Raw genomic sequence first — 21,176 nt, 5'->3', positions numbered from 1 at the left:
ATTAACTGCTGCTTTATCTTTTATTACCTTGCCATTAGAATCTAATAACTGAGCTGACAATGGTACATAAATATCAGGAATCTGAAAATCCTCATCAAATACTTGCCACTGGGATAATCGCCAGCGATCGCTGGGATTGGGGGATATATACTCTTTGAGGTAATATTCAATACTGCCAAACTTTTGGGTAGCTCCTAATTCCAGAGCTGCTGTTCTATATATGGCAAGCTGCTCGACTAAATTCTGTGGCTCGTATACTAGGAGTAATTCAACACAAGCTTTAGTTCGCCACGCAACCCAGCCAGTAATCAGGGGAATTGTTTGTTTATCAACTCCCACTTGCTCCAAGTAAGTAAGTAAGTCGGCACAATAAAACCAAACTATGTGAAGAATAGTAAATAAGCCTAAAACCCTTGTTCCCCCTGCTCCCTGCTCCCTGCCCCCTGCCTTATCCAAACGATAATTTTTTACGCCAACCTACTTAGACAATTGCTGATTTAAGGCATGACCTAGTAGGGAGTCTGGGAAATATGTTAAAGCCTGTTCAACTAATTCTTGATCTAATTGAATTTCTCCCAACTGGTCAAATTGTTGCTTGATTTCTTGACCGGAAACCCCAGTACCAATATTTTCCCTTAACCAGTCATTCTGCTGCACCAAAGTATCAAAACTTTCCACATAAGCCAGAGGAAAAGCTACTCCTACCCACTCTTCTATATCCGGCTCCTTGTTGGCAACTTTGTGATACAGTTCCAGTCCCTTTTTCGTTAATCCGACAAAAGACAATCCAACTGTAACAGGGGTAAAAGCAGGATTTAACCAGCCGAGAGCCACTGCCAATTCTAAACTGGCTTTGGGGGTTTCTGCTCCCAATTCCACCACTGTCCCCAACTCTTTGGTTAAAGATTCTCTTACCTGCTTCAGTTTTTTCACTACTCCCACCCTCTGTCAAACCCCTTAATTATTATAGGCAGGGGAGCAGGGAGCAGGGAGCAGGGGAACTTCCACAAATAAATTTGGGGGCTTGTATCCTTTTCTTTTTCAGTCAAGAAGAGACACACCAGACACCAATATGGTGGGAGCTTGAACTACCCATCAATCGGTAGCCGTCAAATCGCAGATTTTGATGGGACACATCCCTCTCCCCGTCCCCGCTTCCCTGCGTCAGTCAAAACTAGTAAATTAGATACATGACAGCTTATCTTGGGATGCTCTCGTTTGTTGTCTTTTCCCTGTTTTCTCTCTTCCCAAAGTTCTCCACCCCTAACTATTAGCCGTGGGGAGTTGAGCTAATTTGTCTTCATATATTTCAATATTCATTTCGGGATCTTCACGATTAATGAGCGATCGCTTGACTTGTCCCAGGTAAAATGGAACAGAAAGTCCTGGCTCTGGATGAAGAACGGTACGAGCACGAATAGTTAAATTGGGTTCTTCTCTTGAGCTGGAACGACCCACAGAATATAAATTACTAGCTGCTTGGCGTAAAGTTGCTTCTAATTCTGATGAAGTAATTTGGTTAGGAACAGCAATTACAGTTTGTGTTGACCCATTATCATATATTAAAGAATACTTGATTGCACCGGGAATTACGGTACGAGTTAAAGGCGCGAGGGAAAGGGAAAACAATCCAAAAGTTAGTACTGCCATAAAACCTGTTGCTCCCACAAGCCGAAAGCGAAGCGCCCACTTCAGGATAAAAGCTAACACCGTCAGAGCCGCAATTACCAAGGTGGCAATTCCTGACCATTGGGTATACTGCAAAAAATTGGCGGGAGTGAACATAGAGTTAAATGACCTGGGTATTTTAGTTACAAATAAACTCATCTTACCTAAACTCTAGGCATTAGTTAACAGACGTATACTAGGAATACCCATCCAACAGAGCAACACAAATGCAATATATTTCAGCTATTTCTGAGTATTTGTGCCGCAATCTTAGGTACTAGACGATAGAGAATACGGAGAAGTTTGGCTTTGCCAACATAAATTTCATATTGATTGGTTTCCAATCCCCGGAAAGTTTCAATAGCAACTTGTCGAGGGGTAATTTTCTTATCACCCCGACCACTGGTCATTTGGGTATCCACCAGAGGGGGAATTACTTCAAATACTTTAACCATTGGCAGGGTGTCTTCCATCTGATAACGCAAAGTTTGAGAAAAGCTATGTACCGCGGCTTTGGTTGAGCAGTAAACTGGTGCACTAGCCTTTGGCGTTATAGCTAGTGCTGAGGAGATATTGATTACAGCTGCCGATTTAGTGGTTTTCAGCATGGGGAGACAAGCAGCAGTTAAGATCATTAAGGAGGTCAGATTAACCTGGATTTCCTCCGCAATATCCTGAGCTATGTGGGTGGTATCTGCCTGAGAAAAACTGAAATTTCGTTGGATACCAGCGTTGTTAACCAGGATGGAAAGCCCACCGAGTTGTTCTGCTGCTTCCCTCACCAACAATGGGATTTGACTGGCGATCGCTAAATCACTCTGAACAGTTTTGACATCGCCAAGTAAGGTTTTGGCTTGGGCGAGTTTCTGGGTATCACGACCGCAGATTGCAACTTGATTTCCGCGAGTGACAAATTCCCGTGCCAATTCCAATCCAATACCCCCATTTCCCCCGGTAATTAGAACCTTATGACCAGATAACTTCATCTGACCTCCTGATTTATTTAGCAGAAGATGCAATGTTCATTATGTCCTACCAGTGAGATCAAAGGAAGCAAATGTCCTAAACTAATTGGGTAGTGCCATAAGACTTTCGAACAGGGCATATTTCATGTTATCCATCCCTCCTCTGAAACATGCTCATCAAATTTTTTTGTGTTTCACAATACAATATTTATTTTTTTATGTAAAATATAATTTTAAAGATTGTCATAACTTTACAAAACTTTAAGTAAATATTGGTGAACCAAAATTTAAAATTGGAGTTTCAAGGTCGTGGCTGATAGCAAATTAGCGAAATATCACGATTCCCTTAACGCTTGTAGGGATTAGCCTAGTAAAAGTTTTCCAAAATAGCTGTAAATGATACTGTTAATAAATCACTTATATGCCCAATAAAATTACAAAAAAATTGTCTACTGAAGCTCCAAATTCCCCATTATCCCTGGCAATAGCCCCTGCACAAGTCCTGCGTGGTTCTGGTGTGTTACAGTCAGCAGTAACAGCGATCGCAAGTTTGGGTCATAGTCCCTTAATTGTCACTGGCGCTCGTACTTTGACGATTGGTGAAAGTCACCTAAAACCAATTTTGCAGCAGCAAGATTTAAGGGTGTGCTTGACAGATTATGGTGCAGATTGTTCAGAACCGAGTTTAAAATCTCTCCGCAAGCAAGCAAAGGAACATAAAGCCGATGTCATTATCGGTTTGGGTGGAGGAAAAGCATTAGATACAGCCAAGCTTTTGGCACATCAGTTAAATTTACCTGTGGTGACTATTCCCACATCCGCAGCTACCTGTGCAGCTTGGACAGCACTATCAAATGTATACTCCCCAGAAGGAGCCTTCCTTTACGATGTTAGCTTATCCCGTTGTCCCGACTTACTAATTCTTGACTATGAATTAATTAAAACAGCCCCCCAACATACACTAGTAGCAGGAATTGGTGATGCGATCGCCAAATGGTATGAAGCATCAGTTAGTAGTGGCAGTTCGGAACAAACCCTAATTGTGGCAGCAGTACAGCAAGCCAGGGTACTTCGAGATATTTTATTCCAAAAAGCAGCTATTGCCCTCAAAGAACCAGGAAGTGAACCTTGGTGTGAAGTGGTGGATGCCACAGTACTACTAGCTGGTGTGATTGGAGGACTAGGAGGAGCCCAGTGTCGCACCGTTGCTGCCCATGCAGTACATAATGGTTTAACCCATATTTGTGGTAAAGGCAGTATCCACGGCGAAAAAGTAGCTTACGGGATTTTGGTTCAGCTACGCCTAGAAGAAATGGTAGCCGGAAATCAACTCGCCGCATCTGCCCGCAATCAGTTATTACAATTCTATGCAGATATAGAACTACCAAAAACATTGGCTGATTTGGGATTAAGCAAAATCACGCTCCAAGATTTACAAACAGCAGCAGAAATAGCCTTAACTCCTAATTCTGATATCCATAGATTACCCTTTGCTGTGGCATTAGAACAGTTAATGGCGGCGATGGTGTCTACCACTGCACCGATAGAAACCAAAGACTCCATGCATCGGCTTTCTACTAGGGGAATAACTGAAGAGGTTACAGAATGAGTTTGGATTGGATAGAGCCAGCAGAACGCATACAAACACTACCTACCTATGTGTTTGCCCGTTTAGATGAACTGAAGGCAAAAGCACGGGCACAAGGACAAGATTTGATTGATTTGGGCATGGGTAATCCTGATGGTCCCACACCACAACCAGTGGTAGAAGCAGCCATCGCAGCTCTGCAAAATGCAGATAATCATGGTTATCCACCCTTTGCCGGAACCACAAACTTTCGCCGTGCAATTACAGATTGGTATCGTCGCCGCTATGAGGTATTACTGAATCCAGAAACGGAGGCTTTACCTCTACTGGGTTCTAAGGAAGGATTAGCTCATTTGGCAATGGCTTATGTTAATCCTGGTGATTTTGTGTTGGTTCCTTCCCCTGCTTATCCCGCCCATTTTCGTGGTCCCATGCTAGCAGGAGGAAAAGTTCATAACATAGTCCTTAAACCAGAAAATGACTGGCTGATTGACTTAAAAGATATTCCCGACACCATTGCCGAACAAGCAAAAATTCTCTATTTTAATTACCCTAGTAACCCCACTGGGGCTACTGCTCCCAGGGAATTTTTTCAGGACATTGTTGCCTTTGCCCGCAAATATGAAATTATCCTCGTCCATGACTTATGTTATGCCGAGTTGGCTTTTGATGGCTATCAACCCACCAGTTTATTAGAAATACCTGGTGCCAAGGACATAGGTGTGGAATTTCATACCTTGTCTAAAACTTATAATATGGCAGGCTGGCGTGTGGGATTTGTGGTCGGTAATTCCCAAATAATAAAGGGTTTAGGGACTCTGAAAACCAATTTAGATTATGGTTTGTTTTCCGTATTGCAAGTTGCAGGGGAAGCAGCTTTACAACTGCCGGATAAGTATTTACACCAAGTCCAAGAGCTCTACCGTACTCGCCGGGATTTCCTCATTCAAGGATTAGCACAATTAGGTTGGGATGTACCCAAAACAAGAGCCACCATGTATTTGTGGGTAAAATGCCCTCCTGGCATGAGTTCTACAGAATTTGTTCTAGATGTTTTGCAGAAAACTGGTGTAGTATTTACCCCTGGAAATGCTTTTGGAGATGGAGGAGAGGGGTATGTGAGGATCAGCTTAATTAAGGATCGCGATCGCCTTCAAGAAGTGATACAACGATTTAAACAAGCTGGTATTTGCTATAAATCAGAAGTTGGAGTTTATTAGATTACCTGGAAAATCAGGAGTGGGTAGTCACCATTTAGTCAGAGGTATTTTCATGTTTGTGGGAAACTGGCTGGAAAATCAGGAGCAAGGGTAAATCAGTCAGAGATATTTCCATAACCTATTCTTAACCTAAGATAGTATACATCTAGGGTTAGAGATCGCAGACACTTTTTCAGCGACAACTTTATACCTGTGTTTGTATAAATTAATTTATCCTCATGCCCACTCCCTCTACTATTAGTAAAAACTCTATTATTGCTGGCTTTCATGCTTTATCGGAGCCATTAAGGATTAAAGTATTAGAATTATTACAAGATAGAGAACTTTGTGTATGTGAATTGTGTGACATTCTCAAAGTCAGCCAATCAAAACTTTCTTTTCATCTAAAAACACTCAAAGAAGCCCATTTAGTCTGCTTTCGCCAAGAAGGACGGTGGATTTACTATAGTCTAAATCCCTCTCAATTTAATCTACTAAAACAGTACCTAGAAAGATATAATAACTTGAATCAGATTTTACCAGCTTCTCCTTGTGATGATGACTAGGAGACTTCTACATCAAAAAATAACGGCGTTGCTGTTAGCGCAGCTTGGCGGAACGCCATATACTGGGATGATTGAGGCTGACGCGGAGACACAGAGACACGGAGATACGGAGACGCAGGAATTATGGTTTATCCTCTCTGACAAAATCATCCCGCAATTATGCAATGCCAAAATCACAAAAATAGGGAGTAGGGAGTAGAGAGTAGGAAGTAGGGGAAGAGGAAAAATACCCTACTCCAGGATGGTTTGAAACCCCCGGATTTATCCGTGGAAAGTTAAGAAAATTTGGGTGGAGAGGCGCAAGCCCGACAGAAAAAACGTCAACATTAAATCCCCTACTTTTAAGTATGGGGCATCCCAACTCCCACGCCCCTACTCCCTACTCCCTCGTTAAAAATCCTTTTCTCAGGTATATTTTTAGCATTCTCAGCAGTAAATAATTGGGAATATGAGGACAGTTTGTGAACTACTCACCAATTATCCTTCTTCCTTCTGACTACTTCCTTCGTTTAAGACTGCAACCTATGAGCCTTAAACTTTTAACTTGACATATCAAATTTTATTGATTTAATCTAAAAGATGCTCTGATATAGGAATTTATACGATAAATAAACAATTTAACAACATGGAGCTAAGTTTCAAGACTTTACCTAAATCATTCATTTATTCTTGGCGAGAGGTATTAGCAGAGGCAATTGGCACTTTTATTTTAGTATTTGCAGGCACTGGTGCTGTCATGGCGAATCAATTGAGTGATGGTGCAGTTACCCATCTGGGCATTAGTTTTGTCTTTGGTGCTGTTGTTGCTGCCTTAATTTACAGCCTTGGGCATATTAGTGGTGCCCATTTTAATCCTGCTGTCACTTTAGCATTTTGGACTACTGGATTTTTCTCCAAACGCCTCGTTCTACCCTATATTATGGGTCAATCTTTAGGAGCGATCGCAGCATCATTTTTACTGCTAATTAGTTTAGGAAAAGTTGCCAATTTGGGAGCGACTTTACCACTCAATGACAATTGGTTGCAGTCTTTTATTTTAGAACTTGTGTTGACATTTATTTTAATGTTTGTAATTTTGGGTTCTGGATTAGATCGTCGGGCTCCTATTGGTTTTGCCGGATTAGCAATTGGTTTAACAGTCGGTTTAGAGGCTGCTTTTATGGGACCAATTACCGGTGCAAGTATGAATCCAGCCCGTTCTTTGGGGCCAGCATTTGTTGGGGGAATTTGGCAACACCATTGGCTGTATTGGGTAGCACCTATTTTGGGGGCACAATTAGCAGTTATTGTATATCGGCAACTTTCTGATAATTTTCAAGATATTAATTAAGTCAGTCTCTTATGTAGGTACAGCATTCTCATAGAGTAGGTTTGCTCATAACCAAGAATGTATAGCCCTGTGGTCATTAAAGAAAAGCGTAGCTTGACGCGAAGGGTCATAAACACCTCTTCCCAACTAACAACTATCAACTCCCAACTAACAACTCCCAACTAACAACTAACAACTAACAACTAACAACTAACAACTCCCCATTTTTTACCTAGGAATAAATATGAAAAAAGTAATGTTTGTTTGTAAGAAAAATTCCCGTCGTTCCCAAATGGCAGAGGGTTTTGCTCGGACATTGGGAGCAGAAAAAATATCTGTGACTAGTTCTGGACTGGAAGCAAGTCATGTAGATCCCTTGACATTGCAAGTGATGGCAGATATTGGCATTGATATTAGCAATCAGAATTCCAAGGCTTTAGGGGATTTTAACCCCCAAGATTACGATGTTGTGATTTCTTTATGTGGTTGTGGTGTGAATTTGCCTAGTGAATGGTTAACCAGAGAAGTATTTGCAGATTGGCAATTAGAAGATCCTGAGGGAGAATCTATAGACACCTTTTATAAAGTCAGGGATCTAGTTAAAGAAAGGGTAGAGAAATTGATTGCATCACTCAATTAATAAGGCAGGAGCCAGAAAGCAACTTTGCTGGAGGTAAGAAGATTTGGCTATAGACGAGCATTAATTCGTGTTCCTTGTGGAGCAGGAGGATATTTGCAGATTATCACATATCTTGCTCCTTCTCAATAAGAGTAAGGTGGGCATTGCCCACCCTACAGAATAATAAGGGTTACAGGCGATAATTTTCGCAATAATTATGTGGTGCAAGATGTGAGTTATGTAACTTTTTGTTTTGCACTTCATTTACCTGCAAAGTGCTGTAGTTTATTTAGTTTTCTCCGCATTAACGGAGATGGGGACGAAGTTGCCGTGGAAGAAGTAGGCGTGCTGACAACTGACACCAATTTCATTATCTACTACGAAGCGATCGCATCCTAATATTATTAGTGATGCTGAAAATATAGTGATCGCATCAGTACTTAGAACATTTTTGGTTATTGTAACGGTTTTCCACGGTTAAATATTTACCATTTTGCAATAATTCTTTGATCTACTTAATCTAATCAACTTTTTTGTAACGAAATTGTTACTTAAAATCGAAAAAATCAGATAAATTGTAGCCAAATATACGGTTTTAGAAACGAAAAATTAAGGTTTTTTGGGTTGACTTTTTATACAAGTTCGTGGCAAGATAATCAGTTGTATGGTGGGTATATTTTGACTCAAAAAGCATTATCACAAAAAGACGCAAAACCATGAAATATGAGTTTGCGTCTTTGAGGATAATATTAATCTATGATCCAAAATCCAAACTAGGTTGTCAACAATTCTGCGGGTAAACGCTTAAAGGCAAGACGCTCATTCTCCACATCCACATAAATAGTGTCACCATCGCTAAACTCGCCTCGTAAGATAGCTTTAGCAATTTGTGTTTCCAACTCCCGTTGAATGGCTCGTTTGAGAGGACGGGCACCAAATACGGGGTCAAAACCAACATCGGCGATGAAATCAAGGGATGGATCAGCAAGCTTAAGAGACATTTTGCGATCGCTCAATCTTTGCCGCAGCTTCTCAACTTGCAACAGCACAATTTGCCGTAGTTGCTGTTTGAGCAGAACATGGAAGATAATTAGTTCATCAACCCGGTTGAGGAATTCAGGACGAAAAGTAGTCCGCATGGCTTCCATAACTCGATTACGCATTTCATCGTAGAGGGAGTCATCCCCAGCGACATCGAGAATATACTGAGAACCAATATTACTGGTCATAATAATAATAGTGTTCTTAAAATCCACCGTATGACCTTGGGCATCAGTAACGCGACCATCATCTAAAATTTGCAGAAAGATATTAAATACATCTGGGTGTGCTTTTTCGATTTCATCGAAGAGAATCACAGCATAAGGACGACGGCGAATAGCTTCGGTTAATTGTCCCCCTTCCTCGTAACCCACATATCCTGGAGGGGCACCAATTAATCGAGAAACGGTGTGCTTCTCCATATACTCGGACATATCAATCCGTACCATTGCTTCTTCGGTATCAAACATATATGTCGCTAGGGCCTTAGCTAATTCCGTTTTACCCACCCCTGTAGGGCCGAGGAAGACAAAACTGGCAATGGGACGATTGGGATCTGCTAAACCGGCGCGGGAACGTTGAATGGCATCAGCCACGGCGGTGACGGCTTCTTCTTGTCCAATAACCCGGTGATGTAATTCATCTTCTAGGTGCAGTAACTTTTCCTTCTCCGATTCCACCAACTTACTAATGGGGATCCCCGTCCACTTGGAAATAATTTCTGCAATATCTGCTTCGGTGACTTCCTCCCTCAACAAAGAAGTACCACTTCCTTGAGCCTGGGCTAATTCCCCTTCTACGGTTTCCAATTGCCGATGTAAGTCCGTTAACTTACCATATTTCAACTCAGCAGCGCGATTGAGGTCATAATTGCGTTCCGATTGCTGAACTTCCAAATTTACCCGATCAATTTCCTCTTTCACCGACTGAATTTTGGTAATTACACCCTTTTCCGATTCCCATTGAGTATTGAGTGCTCTTTGTTCTTCTTTCAGGTCAGCTAGTTCTTTTTCTAACCTTTCTAAACGTTCCTTAGAAGCAGCATCACTTTCTTTTTGCAGAGATAACTTTTCCATTTCCAACTGCAAAATTTTCCGGTCGATTTCGTCTAATTCTTCAGGCTTGGAGGTAATTTCCATTTTCAGCCTTGCCGCAGCTTCATCCACCAAATCAATGGCTTTATCTGGCAAGAAGCGATCGCTAATATACCGGCTAGATAATGTTGCGGCTGCTACCAGGGAACTATCGGAAATTTTCACCCCATGATGGACTTCATACCGTTCCTTCAAACCCCGCAAAATGGAAATGGTATCTTCCACAGTTGGTTGATCCACATAAACCTGCTGGAAGCGTCTTTCTAATGCCGCATCCTTTTCTATATATTTACGGTATTCATCCAAAGTCGTCGCCCCAATACAGCGCAATTCACCCCGCGCCAGCATTGGTTTGAGTAAATTTCCGGCATCCATTGACCCTTGGGTTGCTCCTGCACCAACAACGGTATGGATCTCATCAATAAATAGGACAATATTCCCCTCAGATTCTGTAACTTCCTTTAATACCGCCTTTAACCGTTCCTCAAATTCACCCCGAAATTTTGCCCCTGCAATCAAAGCACCCATATCCAAAGCAATTAACTTGCGGTCTTTGAGAGATTGGGGGACATCACCAGCTATGACACGCTGAGCTAAACCTTCAGCGATCGCAGTTTTACCTACCCCTGGTTCCCCAATGAGGACGGGATTATTCTTGGTACGACGAGAGAGAATTTGGATGGTGCGGCGAATCTCATCATCCCTGCCAATGACCGGATCAAGTTTACCTTGGCGAGCTGCTTCTGTGAGATCCCGCCCATATTTTTCCAGTGATTGGTATTTGCCTTCGGGATTTTGGTCTGTCACTGTTTGATTTCCACGAATCTGTTTAATAATATTTTTCAGCTTGGTTTCATCTAAGCTAAATTCTTGCAATAAAGCTTTGCCAAAACGGTCATCTTTAGCATAACCAAGTAATAAATGTTCAATGGAGATATATTCGTCTTTAAATTCCTGATGGGATGCTTCAGCCCGATCCAATAGTTTATCTAAACTACGTCCTAAATATACGGAACTAATCCCACCAGATACTTTTGGCTGCTGTCGCAGAAACTGTTCCGTGCGATCACGCAGCTGCTGTAGATTCACATCTGCTTTAGTAAAAATTGCACTAGCTAGAGCTTCCTGTTCCAGCAATGCTTTCATCAAGTGTTCGCTTTCTATTTGCTGTTGTTGATATTCTTTAGCGATATCGGGAGTATGGGCGATCGCTTCCCAGGCTTTTTCTGTAAATTGGTTAGGATTAGTGGGTTGCATAATCTTTTTGAGGAACGAGCAGCAAAGGTAGATGACCTGAAATTAAAGGTTCAGGTAATTAAAAGCAAAATATATTTGTTCTTAACAGTAATTGTAAAAATAGACGTGTTATTACTTGGATCGGTCTTTACGTCTTCTGATAGCAGTATTACCGTCCGTTTTCACAAAAACAATCCCAACTATCAATCTTTACTATCAATCTTGGGTTGGACTTACGCAGTTTGAATGAAAATCTGCACAATGAAATTTATTGCGTACCTCTTTCCTTCTTGATCAAAATACTGTAAATATAAATAATGCAGGGGATACGGCAAAACACAAGAAATATCTTTAACTGTTTTTCTGCATCCTCTGCTGAGTCTCTGCTACAACCGAACGCCACTGATTATCTTTTACGTTAAACGAAAAAAGGAGAGCCTCCTGGGCTGCTCTCCAGATCATCAGGGTGCATCTCTTTAACACATTATAGCAGCATAGGGGTGAGGGGTGTAACCCATTTAACAGTTTATTTTTGTAAAGATTTGATAAAGATATTTGGAAGGCCATATTATCTAGATGGTGATGTTATTTATCCAGCTACTATCAGAAAAATACCGTAATGCGGCTCGATATAAATCGAGCATAGAAAAATCAAGTTTTTATAAAAATTTATGAAAATATTGATACATATGTAGGGGCGCAAACATTGCGCCCAAGTTCATGATTTATATCACTAATCACTAATAGAGTGAAATCGTATTACCAGGTAAGCTAAGTGTATCTGTTGATTGCCAACAACTAATCATACTGAACTTGATGATTAAGCAATACCCAAAACCTTACGTAACACAGCTTGATCTTCCACCTTAGCTTTTAAGCGACCATTTTCGATATCTCGAATCCAACTTTGACTTTTCCCAGCCAATTTTGCCAACTCTCTCTGGGAAATATTCAGGTTTTTCCGGGCTTGGGAAATCTGTTCTCCTAACAAACCTCCAGTGGTTTTAGCATTTTTCCGATACCTAGTATCTCGTGATTTCTTATCACCTTTAGTCATTTGCTGTTCCCATTCTTGAGGCAATTCAAAAGATAAAATCCGCGCATTCATTAATTGATTCCACTTTCCACGAGGTCCTCTATCTGTCAAGCGATTACTAGCACCAGCATCATTGATCCAAAATTCTAATGCTTCATCTGGATCTTCGGGAATATCCATTAATTTAGCCCATAATGGTTGAATATCTGGTGGATAAGTTACTGGGTCAAATATCGCCTTAATCCCATAATGGTTGAGAACTTCTAAATCCTTCTCAAAGGTACGTAGTAAACGTTTGCGTTCTTGTCTATGGGTAGCAGCCGTAGCAACCTTTTCTTCACCATAGGCAACACGCATGAGGGTGGGAACTATAATTCGTTGTTCTTTGCCCATTTTAGCTTTAAACAGCAACCATAACATCAATCTGGCTGTTCCTTCGTGTTGCTGCCAAATGCTCATAATGTTAGTTAGCAAAGTTCTAGGCAGATTACCATATTGATAAAATGCTTTTCTGTCTTTACATCCTTGTCTATTCAGGAAATATTTTGCCCAAATACCAGCCCGAATTTTAAAAGTGATACCTACTAAATATTGACAACCATTTTGGTCTTCTTGAAAGTAGTGTTGCACTCCCTGCAAATGCCATAATGGAGTTTGTGCAAAGGAAAATTTCTGAATTCGACCTTGTTGAAACCACTGGACAGAAACCAATAAGGAACAAGCTTGTTGCACGAGATTTTTAATTAGGTTTAACTTCACATTTTTATTGAGGTCTTTACGTTTTTCCAATCCCAAATATTTTTCTATTTGGTGTTCATCTATGGTAAAGACCTGTTCCCAGGGTTTATCTAGGGTTGTAGTGTGAGCAGCTAAGATTAAATGCAGACAAGCTGCTCTAATATCGAAGTTTTCAATTACTCCTAAATCTGTTGTGCAATTCCCTGAATCATTAATATGAAAAGCTATCTCTCCTCGACCTTGATTAACTTGTCTACGGTAACAAATTCTCCCCTCTTCATCTGTTTCCCAAGGCAAGGAAGCTCTTTGTGCCAGAACATTACAAGCTTCCCACATGACTATTGATGATGCAAAAGGGTTACTTTTACCATTGGCAAATAAATCTGGGCTGGTAGCTTCCCTTGGTTCAACTTTACATCGTCCTCTTTTTGCCTGTAAAGGAATAGGGGAATCATTGGGACATACAGTAACACACTGTGGTTCGGGATAATAACCTTCACAGTTGTTACAAAGTGAAGGATCTATCCAATATTTATCATTTTCTCTTTTAATTGCACCCGTGGGACATTGGGGGCGACAATTATCACATCCAAGACAACTTTTATTAGGAATTGTATAAGACATAAGGCTATTGCCACTTTCCTCATGGAGATTTTTGGCTCTAGTCTTCCTCGGATGTGTCCTGATTTTCTCAATCCTCTTCCTCCACTCCTCATTTGCAAATTGTAATTAGACAAATTATGTTATTGACTATCACAATTACTAACACCAATATTCGGACTCCGCATCCAACCGGAAGAGACTCAAGAATTTTATATTGAGTCTAAATTTCAATATTTCTTCTCTATACATTTCATATAGTCGATTGGAAATTTGTTCGCGATGAGCCAACAAATCCTTTTATAGCTCACATTTACCAGATTATTCAATAATATTTGTTTTTTTACCAAAATTCTTTAGTGTTATTGTTAGTGAATAACATACATAAATCTAAAAAAGTTAATTAAATGAGTTTGTTAAACATAATAATAATTCGATGTCAGCAATAGAATACAATCACCAAAATATCGTCACCATTAAATAGATTAATCTGTTGTAATATTCATAACTGCATTTTTTAAAATATAGATACCAAGTTTTTTATTACAAGTACAAATAAAAATGATATTGAATATACGATCATTGCACATGATAAATACTTGTATGATTTTATATATCTATGTCGGTATCATTTGAAATTAATGCAATAATATGTCATTTCAATCATCTGAATGGTGAAAATGTGAGTAGTATATAGAAGTTATCAATTATTAATAAAAATCTAGATTTATCTCATTTAAATTGAGACCTCTCACCTTGGAGGAATTACAATAAAAGGGTACTCCCCTTACAGAATATGGGAGACAAAGGAGAGAAGGAAGGAGGGAAAGAGAGAAAGAAATAACATCTTCTCTCACTCCCTCACTCCCCCATTCTCTTACTCTCCACACTCCCAACCCTGCAATACTTATGAGTAAGGGATAGATTCAGATAGGACTGCCATAAATTTGATTCTTATTGAGATTTCCATATATTTATATGCTATGAGTAATCATATAGAACTAATTTTTTTGCTAAATAATGCTAAAAATTAGCAATAATCTTGTTCCCTAAAAATATTGCATAACACATATAAATTTAGATTTGCAGAATACAAATTAAATATTGATAAAATTATATTTTCTTACATCATTAACCTTTAATTTAGATTATCTTAATATGAGCGTAACAACGCACACAAACTTGTAGAGTATATTGCAGAAGGTAGATTCATGGCAGTACTAACAGGATTAACATTTGGTGGCAGTAATTGGACTCCAAAATTTGCTCAGTCAATTGATGAAGAAAAATGCATTGGTTGTGGCAGATGTTTTAAAGTGTGTGGGCATAATGTGCTGGAATTAAGAGCAATGAATGAAGAGGGTGAATTTGTGGATGATGATGAAGATGATGAAATCGAAAAGAAAGTCATGATAGTTGCTCATCCTGAAAACTGCATTGGTTGTGAAGCTTGTGCGAGAATCTGCTCTAAGAAGTGCTATACCCATGAAACTTTGAATAATTAGCACATTAATTTTGTGTGTGTAATTATTGTTTTTGGATTCAGTCTTGGATAAGTAAAGAATCTGCCTCTATATAAGTTTGTTGGCGAGGATGATGAGATTTGTTGGGACAATATAGGGGATACAAATTTACTGCGAACTGGTAAATTGTTCGCAGTAAACTAATGGGGAAATTGCTAATTGTAACTGATTAACTATTTATAGTTAACGGCTAAGATTCCCTAACTAACATTCAAGATGAACGAGCAAGTTTCTAGAGCAATAGATTTACTTTATGTATAAGGACTTTTAGCCTTTCAGGTTGAAAGAGAATATTGATAATTGCGGGGTTAGAGATATTAAAATATCTTTAAACCCCCTAATTTTTTTAAGAACAAGATAGACAATAAAAGAGTGAATCTAGGAAGTACTGTTGTTGGATGATAAAAACAAGATAGTGAGGTAATTTATCATCATCACTAGCAAGACTAAGAAACTCCTAACAATATGGAGTAGACAAACAAAAATCAACTGTACTGTTCAAGGGAAATAATTGGTAATGAATAATTGGTTTTTATACCTATTAACTATTACCTATTTATCAAGACGGCAGATGATATTTAATTGTCGATCAATTACTGACTACTGATGAAACGTTAGCTCCAGTAGTGAGAATCCAGCTCCAAAGAAAACACCTCAGAGAATTAAAATATTTAACACAGGTAATTTATGGCACAAATTCCTGTTTCACTCTTAACCTTAGTTGCTGGAATCGCTGTTACAGCTTTCAGCGTTTGGATGGGTCAGCACCACAATCTACTACCCCTACAAGCTTCGGCACAAGCTCCCTTGGTTGATGGTTTTTTTAACGTTATGTTTTCCATCGCCATTGTCTTGTTTTTGGTAGTAGAAGGAACTATCCTCATTTTTCTCGTTAAGTATCGTCGTCGTCCTGGGGATGATACAGATGGAGTCCCTGTTGAAGGTAGCTTTGCTTTAGAGGTTTTTTGGACAGCCATCCCCACAATCATTGTGATTGCTTTGGGTATCTATAGCGTTGATGTCTATGGACGTATGGGTGGTTTGGATTCAGGAAATCATCAACAAGTTGCCCAAATACCGGGAACTGCTATTGCTGCGACTTTGAGCGATGGTTCTGGAAATGAATCAATTACTAAGGCTCCGGAAATCGGTATTGGTGCATCTCCCACAGAACAAGCTCAAGCAGCTGATTTAGAGGTAAATGTTACCGGGATGCAGTTTGCTTGGTTGTTCAATTATCCCCAGAGTGGGGTAAATGGTGGGGAATTACATGTTCCCGTGGGTGCGGATGTGCAACTGAATATTGCGGCGACGGATGTGATTCATTCTTTATGGGTTCCCCAATTCCGGATTAAGCAAGATGCTATTCCCGGTATGACTACTAGATTGCGGTTTGTGGCTACGAAACCGGGGACATATCCCATTGTTTGTACAGAATTGTGTGGTGGTTATCATGGCTCTATGCGATCGCAGGTAGTGGTAGAATCTGCCGATGAGTTTGCTAATTGGCTCAAAGAAAGTCAAATTGCTCAAACTAATGAAACTTCCACAGCTGTAGCGATGAATCCCACTGATTTATCTAACTCCGAGTTTCTCTCTCCCTACACCGAGAACATGGGAGTAAATGCAGCAACTCTCGCCCAAATTCAAGAATAGGGATAGTTGAACCCTAACTATCAAGGGACATTGTTTATGACTGTAGATATTCCCCATAATTACCCTTTTGAGGATGATGGCACTTCTTTGAATATACCCCCAACTTCTCATCCTCCAGCCTGGAAGTGGTACCACTACTTCACCTTTAATACGGATCACAAAGTCATTGGTATTCAGTACCTAGTCACGGCATTTATCTTCTATTTGATTGGTGGACTAATGGCTGTGGCGATGCGGGTAGAGTTAGCAACACCAGCGGCGGATTTAGTCGATCCCAACTTCTACAATGCTTTAATGACTAATCACGGGACAATCATGATTTTTCTATGGATTGTTCCCAGTGCCATTGGTGGATTTGGTAACTATCTAGTACCGTTAATGATTGGTGCTAGGGATATGGCATTCCCCAAACTAAATGCGATCGCATTTTGGTTGAATCCCCCCGCAGGTGCCCTAGTATTAGGTAGTTTTATCTTTGGTGGCTCCCAATCTGGATGGACTGCTTATCCACCTTTGAGCTTAGTTACTGCTCCCATGGCTCAAACCATGTGGATACTCGCCATTGTTTTGGTGGGTACATCTTCCATTTTAGGTTCCCTCAACTTTGTAGTTACCATTTGGAAGATGAAGATTCCCAGTATGAAGTGGGATCAACTACCCCTATTTTGCTGGGCGATTTTAGCTACTTCCGTATTAGCACTACTTTCCACCCCTGTACTCGCCGCAGGTTTAGTACTATTGTTGTTTGACCTCAACTTTGGTACTTCTTTCTTTAAGCCAGATGCTGGCGGTAACGTCATTATCTATCAACACCTATTCTGGTTTTACTCCCACCCGGCAGTGTATCTAATGATTCTGCCCATCTTCGGTATTATGTCCGAAGTAGTACCCATCCATGCTCGTAAACCCATTTTCGGATATAAAGCGATCGCTTATTCCAGTTTGGCAATTTGCGTAGTTGGTTTGTTTGTATGGGTACACCATATGTTTACCAGTGGTACCCCCGGCTGGATGCGGATGTTCTTCACCATCTCCACCCTAATAGTTGCTGTTCCTACTGGTGTGAAGATTTTTGGTTGGGTAGCGACACTATGGGGCGGTAAAATTCGCTTTACCACCGCCATGCTATTTGCCTTGGGTTTATTATCCATGTTTGTCATGGGTGGTTTAAGTGGTGTGACTATGGGTACTGCTCCCTTTGATATCCATGTCCACGACACATACTATGTGGTGGCACACTTCCACTTCGTCCTGTTTGGTGGTTCTGTATTTGGGATTTATTCCGGTATTTACCATTGGTTCCCGAAAATGACAGGGCGGATGATGAATGAAGCCTGGGGTCGAGTCCACTTTGCTCTGACATTCATTGGTACAGTCCTTACCTTCCTACCCATGCATGAATTGGGTTTGCAAGGAATGCCCAGACGGGTGGCGATGTATGACCCTCAATTTGCTGGTTTGAATGAGATTTGTACCATTGGTTCCTATATCTTAGGCATCTCAGTCATTCCCTTTGCCATCAACGTCATTTGGAGTTGGATGGCTGGAGCAAAAGCAGGAGACAATCCTTGGCAGGCTTTATCTTTGGAATGGACAACCAGTTCTCCACCCATGGTAGAAAACTGGGAAGTATTACCCGTTGTGACCCATGGTCCTTACGACTACGGAATGAATGGTAACAATGAGGAAACTTCTGCTTCTGTGGTAACTGAAGGCTAGTGGAGGAGGGAAAGAGGGAAGGAGTGAAGGAGGAAAGGAGTAAAAGATAAAAAATCTTAACTCCCAACCATCAACTCTCAACCCTCACCCCTCAACCACTTCCTAATAAATCACCTCATAGCGTAAATAAATATGGCGATCGCAACTAGCACAACCCCAGGTCATGATCAAGCCCATCCCGACTTACGAGTAGTGGGATTGTTGACCTTTCTAGTCTCTGAGTCTTTGATGTTTGGTGGTTTTTTTGCCACCTATCTATACTTTCGCGGCATTAACACTGCTTGGCCTCCAGAAGGCACAGAGGTAGAGTTATTATTGCCCACCATTAACACCATTATCCTGGTTTCCAGTAGCTTTGTGATTCACTGGGGTGACAAGGCAATTAAAAATAATGATGTCTCCGGGATGCGGAAATGGTACATAATCACGGCGATTATGGGGGCAATTTTCCTCTTGGGTCAGGTTTATGAATACATGAGTTTAGGGTATGGTCTGACTACCAACGTTTTTGCCAATTGTTTCTATTTAATGACCGGATTCCACGGTTTACACGTATTTGTGGGACTACTTCTGATTTTAGGTGTATTGTGGCGTTCTCGTCGTCCTGGGCACTATTCTGCTAGCAAACACACTGGTATTGCTATGGCAGAAATTTACTGGCATTTTGTCGATATTATTTGGATTATTCTCTTCACTTTGCTCTACATTCTTTCCCTATTTTAGAAATTTAGGGTGGGCATTGCCCACCCTACAAATATTGTGGCGTAAGATGTGGATAAAGGATTTTTTATGGTAACTGATACACAAAAATTCTCTTGGTTTCAGGCAAGTAATCGCGTAAAAAAATTACTTGTATTAGCTGCGGAGAATTACAGTAATACTTCAGCAGCAGATAAGTATATCAACCAAGCTTTATCTGAATCGAAAAACCAGTCAGAATACTTAGAAATTTTAGTATCAGCTTATAGATATTTTTATTATAAAAATAATTATTCTATGGCATTGCAAGCAGCGAATCAATTAATGGATAAAATTAAAGAAGCTGAACAATTAACTGATAACTGGGAACAACAAAAATCCATTCTGTTAAATCGTCAAGAATCGGCTAACCTGAGACTATATATAAATGCCTATGCTGCTTCTGGATTAATTCTCGCAAAATTAGGAGAGCTGGAACAAGCTCAAACTATATGCACTCGCATTCAGGAAATTGACAGTCATAATGAATTTACAGGAGCCAAAATATTACTAGGTATTCTGACACAGCCCCAAGACGATGATGATGAATAATGGAAGATTAGGATAATTAATTGCCCCACAAAGTATCCAGAGTACTTTTACCTATTCAAGCTTCCCTATCTTATTTACACATTATAATGCAATGCTTATGAAAACAAGAGATTGGGTGGTAAATGGTGATGGTAATTATGAATTATGTAAATCAGTAAGACCTTGGGATTTACTAAAAGATAATTACCGTCTTTATCGCTTTCTTACGGAGGTAGAAGATGCTCTTCATGGTGTAGAAGAGGAACATAGCCAATTACCAACAATCAGAAAATTGGTGAGGAAACTGGTACTAAATTCCTATTGGGTCAAAAGTCAAAGATTTGACCCAAATCCTGATAATGGGATTGCAGTTTCAGTACTTTATGAGGAGTTAGGATTTCCTTTTACCGTACAAACAGTTAAATTTTACCCAGGAGCTGTTTCTACTGTACATACCCATGGTACTTGGGGAGTAGTAGCAATATTAAAGGGACAGGAAAAAAATACCTTTTGGCAGCGAATTCCTACTGCTGATGGTGAAATTAATGTACAACGCACTGGTGAATTGATTCTATTCCCTGGGGATATTATTAGTTTTACGCCAGATGCGATCCATAGTATTGAAGCATTAGGAGATGAGCCGACTATTACTTTCAATATTTATGGTGAAACTAAAATGCAAGAAAGGTTTGAGTTTGATCGGGATACCCATACCATGAAAAATTTTTAAATGGGGAGCACGGATTATACTGATTATTTTCGCCAAAATTTAGTAGGGAATTGATAATTAAGGAAGGAAAATAGGGAAAATGGCAAGAATAATTTTCTATGAAAAACCAGGGTGTCGCAATAATACTAAACAGAAAACTTTATTGACAGCCTCTGGTCATGAAGTTGTATCGTTTAATCTATTAACTGAACCGTGGACAATTGAACGTTTACGCTCATTTTTTGGCGATCGCCCTGTGGCAGAATGGTTTAATAAAGCTGCACCTAAGGTTAAGTCTGGAGAAGTAATACCGGAAAAATTGGATGCTGCTACAGCTTTAACACTAATGCTACAAGATCCATTGTTAATCCGTCGTCCCTTAATGGAAATTGACAATCGCCGTGAGGTTGGTTTTGAAGTGGATAAAATTGATGCATGGATTGGCTTAAAACCTGCGGATGCATCTCTTCAGGAAATTAGTAATAATCTCAAAAATCAAGATTTGCAAGGCTGTCCCAATAATCACCAACATCATCACGAGCAGGGTGCTTGCAAACATTAGTAATTTTAGTAACTAATTTCTCCAAATTCTGTTGTAATCTCCTGCGTAAATCTGAGAAACTATAGCGCTACGCGCAAGT

The 21,176-nt window shown here is 40.1% G+C and carries 18 protein-coding genes and 1 pseudogene; 13 read left to right on the top strand and 6 right to left on the bottom strand.

The annotated features are described in order from the left end of the window. The 4 genes and pseudogenes from CALSC_RS16685 to CALSC_RS16670 form a co-directional block, all read right to left on the bottom strand. Positions 1–456 (bottom strand): annotated as a pseudogene (locus CALSC_RS16685) (hypothetical protein); the annotation flags it as partial. Between the two features lie 21 nt (positions 457–477). Then, entirely contained in the window at positions 478–933 is a 456-nt protein-coding gene (locus CALSC_RS16680; RefSeq protein ID WP_143288279.1) for a hypothetical protein, read from the bottom strand. Between the two features lie 330 nt (positions 934–1,263). Continuing rightward, positions 1,264–1,785, bottom strand: coding sequence for a Ycf51 family protein (locus tag CALSC_RS16675; RefSeq protein ID WP_088242437.1), 522 nt, complete (start codon positions 1,783–1,785; stop codon positions 1,264–1,266). 122 nt (positions 1,786–1,907) lie between these two features. Continuing rightward, complete coding sequence (locus CALSC_RS16670; RefSeq protein ID WP_088242436.1) at positions 1,908–2,654, bottom strand: SDR family oxidoreductase; 747 nt, start codon at positions 2,652–2,654, stop codon at positions 1,908–1,910. A 400-nt stretch (positions 2,655–3,054) separates the two neighbouring features. Here CALSC_RS16670 and CALSC_RS16665 point away from each other — a divergent pair, with 400 nt between their 5' ends. The 6 genes from CALSC_RS16665 to CALSC_RS27055 all read left to right on the top strand — a co-directional run bounded on the left by CALSC_RS16665 (position 3,055) and on the right by CALSC_RS27055 (position 8,313). Then, positions 3,055–4,242 carry an iron-containing alcohol dehydrogenase family protein gene (locus CALSC_RS16665; RefSeq protein ID WP_088242435.1) on the top strand — a complete coding sequence of 396 codons (1,188 nt, stop codon included), beginning with the start codon at positions 3,055–3,057 and terminating at the stop codon, positions 4,240–4,242. Further along, a complete protein-coding gene (locus CALSC_RS16660) occupies positions 4,239–5,441 on the top strand; it encodes an aspartate aminotransferase (RefSeq protein WP_088242434.1) in 1,203 nt (400 codons plus the stop codon). Before CALSC_RS16665 ends, CALSC_RS16660 begins: the two co-directional genes overlap by 4 nt. A 218-nt stretch (positions 5,442–5,659) precedes the next feature. Further along, a complete protein-coding gene (locus CALSC_RS16655) occupies positions 5,660–5,986 on the top strand; it encodes an ArsR/SmtB family transcription factor (RefSeq protein ID WP_088242433.1) in 327 nt (108 codons plus the stop codon). Positions 5,987–6,611: 625 nt separating this feature from the next. Next, entirely contained in the window at positions 6,612–7,316 is a 705-nt protein-coding gene (locus tag CALSC_RS16645; RefSeq protein ID WP_088242431.1) for an MIP/aquaporin family protein, read from the top strand. 223 nt (positions 7,317–7,539) lie between these two features. Then, entirely contained in the window at positions 7,540–7,935 is a 396-nt protein-coding gene (gene arsC / locus CALSC_RS16640) for an arsenate reductase, glutathione/glutaredoxin type (protein ID WP_235006820.1), read from the top strand. 198 nt (positions 7,936–8,133) lie between these two features. After that, on the top strand, positions 8,134–8,313 hold the full coding sequence (locus CALSC_RS27055) for a hypothetical protein (protein ID WP_200817656.1): 180 nt from the start codon (positions 8,134–8,136) through the stop codon (positions 8,311–8,313). 374 nt (positions 8,314–8,687) lie between these two features. On the opposite strand, the gene clpB is transcribed toward CALSC_RS27055, so the two are convergent. Both clpB and CALSC_RS16630 read right to left on the bottom strand, forming a co-directional pair. After that, positions 8,688–11,306: an ATP-dependent chaperone ClpB gene (clpB, locus tag CALSC_RS16635; protein ID WP_088242429.1), complete on the bottom strand. Its 2,619-nt coding sequence runs from the start codon at positions 11,304–11,306 to the stop codon at positions 8,688–8,690. A gap of 799 nt (positions 11,307–12,105) precedes the next feature. Further along, positions 12,106–13,683: a helix-turn-helix domain-containing protein gene (locus tag CALSC_RS16630; protein ID WP_088242428.1), complete on the bottom strand. Its 1,578-nt coding sequence runs from the start codon at positions 13,681–13,683 to the stop codon at positions 12,106–12,108. 1,187 nt (positions 13,684–14,870) lie between these two features. Here CALSC_RS16630 and fdxB point away from each other — a divergent pair. The 7 genes from fdxB (at position 14,871) to CALSC_RS16595 (ending at position 21,097) form a co-directional block, all read left to right on the top strand. Continuing rightward, positions 14,871–15,164 (top strand): ferredoxin III, nif-specific, encoded by a 294-nt coding sequence (fdxB, locus tag CALSC_RS16625; protein WP_088242427.1) that lies wholly within the window; start codon positions 14,871–14,873, stop codon positions 15,162–15,164. Between the two features lie 705 nt (positions 15,165–15,869). Then, on the top strand, positions 15,870–16,838 hold the full coding sequence (locus CALSC_RS16620; protein WP_088242426.1) for a cytochrome c oxidase subunit II: 969 nt from the start codon (positions 15,870–15,872) through the stop codon (positions 16,836–16,838). A 36-nt stretch (positions 16,839–16,874) separates the two neighbouring features. Then, a complete protein-coding gene (gene ctaD / locus CALSC_RS16615) occupies positions 16,875–18,557 on the top strand; it encodes a cytochrome c oxidase subunit I (RefSeq protein WP_088242425.1) in 1,683 nt (560 codons plus the stop codon). A gap of 132 nt (positions 18,558–18,689) precedes the next feature. After that, on the top strand, positions 18,690–19,280 hold the full coding sequence (locus CALSC_RS16610) for a cytochrome c oxidase subunit 3 (protein ID WP_088242424.1): 591 nt from the start codon (positions 18,690–18,692) through the stop codon (positions 19,278–19,280). A 66-nt stretch (positions 19,281–19,346) separates the two neighbouring features. Continuing rightward, a complete protein-coding gene (locus CALSC_RS16605; RefSeq protein ID WP_088242423.1) occupies positions 19,347–19,847 on the top strand; it encodes a hypothetical protein in 501 nt (166 codons plus the stop codon). 97 nt (positions 19,848–19,944) lie between these two features. Beyond that, entirely contained in the window at positions 19,945–20,556 is a 612-nt protein-coding gene (locus CALSC_RS16600; RefSeq protein WP_088242422.1) for a cysteine dioxygenase family protein, read from the top strand. 79 nt (positions 20,557–20,635) lie between these two features. After that, complete coding sequence (locus CALSC_RS16595) at positions 20,636–21,097, top strand: ArsC/Spx/MgsR family protein (protein ID WP_088242421.1); 462 nt, start codon at positions 20,636–20,638, stop codon at positions 21,095–21,097. The last annotated feature ends 79 nt before the right edge of the window (positions 21,098–21,176 follow it).

Origin of the sequence: Calothrix rhizosoleniae SC01, assembly GCF_900185595.1 — a bacterium.
GTDB classification, from domain to species: domain Bacteria; phylum Cyanobacteriota; class Cyanobacteriia; order Cyanobacteriales; family Nostocaceae; genus Calothrix_A; species Calothrix_A rhizosoleniae.
This window is presented reverse-complemented; position numbering and strand designations above follow the sequence as displayed.

Coding starts and splice junctions, on each gene's coding strand:
- fdxB (WP_088242427.1), top strand. CDS start 14,871: ATGGCAGTACTAACAGGATTAACATTTGGTGGCAGTAATTGGACTCCA.
- arsC (WP_235006820.1), top strand. CDS start 7,540: ATGAAAAAAGTAATGTTTGTTTGTAAGAAAAATTCCCGTCGTTCCCAA.
- CALSC_RS16665 (WP_088242435.1), top strand. CDS start 3,055: ATGCCCAATAAAATTACAAAAAAATTGTCTACTGAAGCTCCAAATTCC.
- CALSC_RS16670 (WP_088242436.1), bottom strand. CDS start 2,654: ATGAAGTTATCTGGTCATAAGGTTCTAATTACCGGGGGAAATGGGGGT.
- CALSC_RS16610 (WP_088242424.1), top strand. CDS start 18,690: ATGGCGATCGCAACTAGCACAACCCCAGGTCATGATCAAGCCCATCCC.
- CALSC_RS16600 (WP_088242422.1), top strand. CDS start 19,945: ATGAAAACAAGAGATTGGGTGGTAAATGGTGATGGTAATTATGAATTA.
- CALSC_RS16620 (WP_088242426.1), top strand. CDS start 15,870: ATGGCACAAATTCCTGTTTCACTCTTAACCTTAGTTGCTGGAATCGCT.
- CALSC_RS16630 (WP_088242428.1), bottom strand. CDS start 13,683: ATGTCTTATACAATTCCTAATAAAAGTTGTCTTGGATGTGATAATTGT.
- CALSC_RS16655 (WP_088242433.1), top strand. CDS start 5,660: ATGCCCACTCCCTCTACTATTAGTAAAAACTCTATTATTGCTGGCTTT.
- clpB (WP_088242429.1), bottom strand. CDS start 11,306: ATGCAACCCACTAATCCTAACCAATTTACAGAAAAAGCCTGGGAAGCG.
- CALSC_RS16660 (WP_088242434.1), top strand. CDS start 4,239: ATGAGTTTGGATTGGATAGAGCCAGCAGAACGCATACAAACACTACCT.
- CALSC_RS16675 (WP_088242437.1), bottom strand. CDS start 1,785: ATGTTCACTCCCGCCAATTTTTTGCAGTATACCCAATGGTCAGGAATT.
- CALSC_RS16595 (WP_088242421.1), top strand. CDS start 20,636: ATGGCAAGAATAATTTTCTATGAAAAACCAGGGTGTCGCAATAATACT.
- CALSC_RS16605 (WP_088242423.1), top strand. CDS start 19,347: ATGGTAACTGATACACAAAAATTCTCTTGGTTTCAGGCAAGTAATCGC.
- ctaD (WP_088242425.1), top strand. CDS start 16,875: ATGACTGTAGATATTCCCCATAATTACCCTTTTGAGGATGATGGCACT.
- CALSC_RS16645 (WP_088242431.1), top strand. CDS start 6,612: ATGGAGCTAAGTTTCAAGACTTTACCTAAATCATTCATTTATTCTTGG.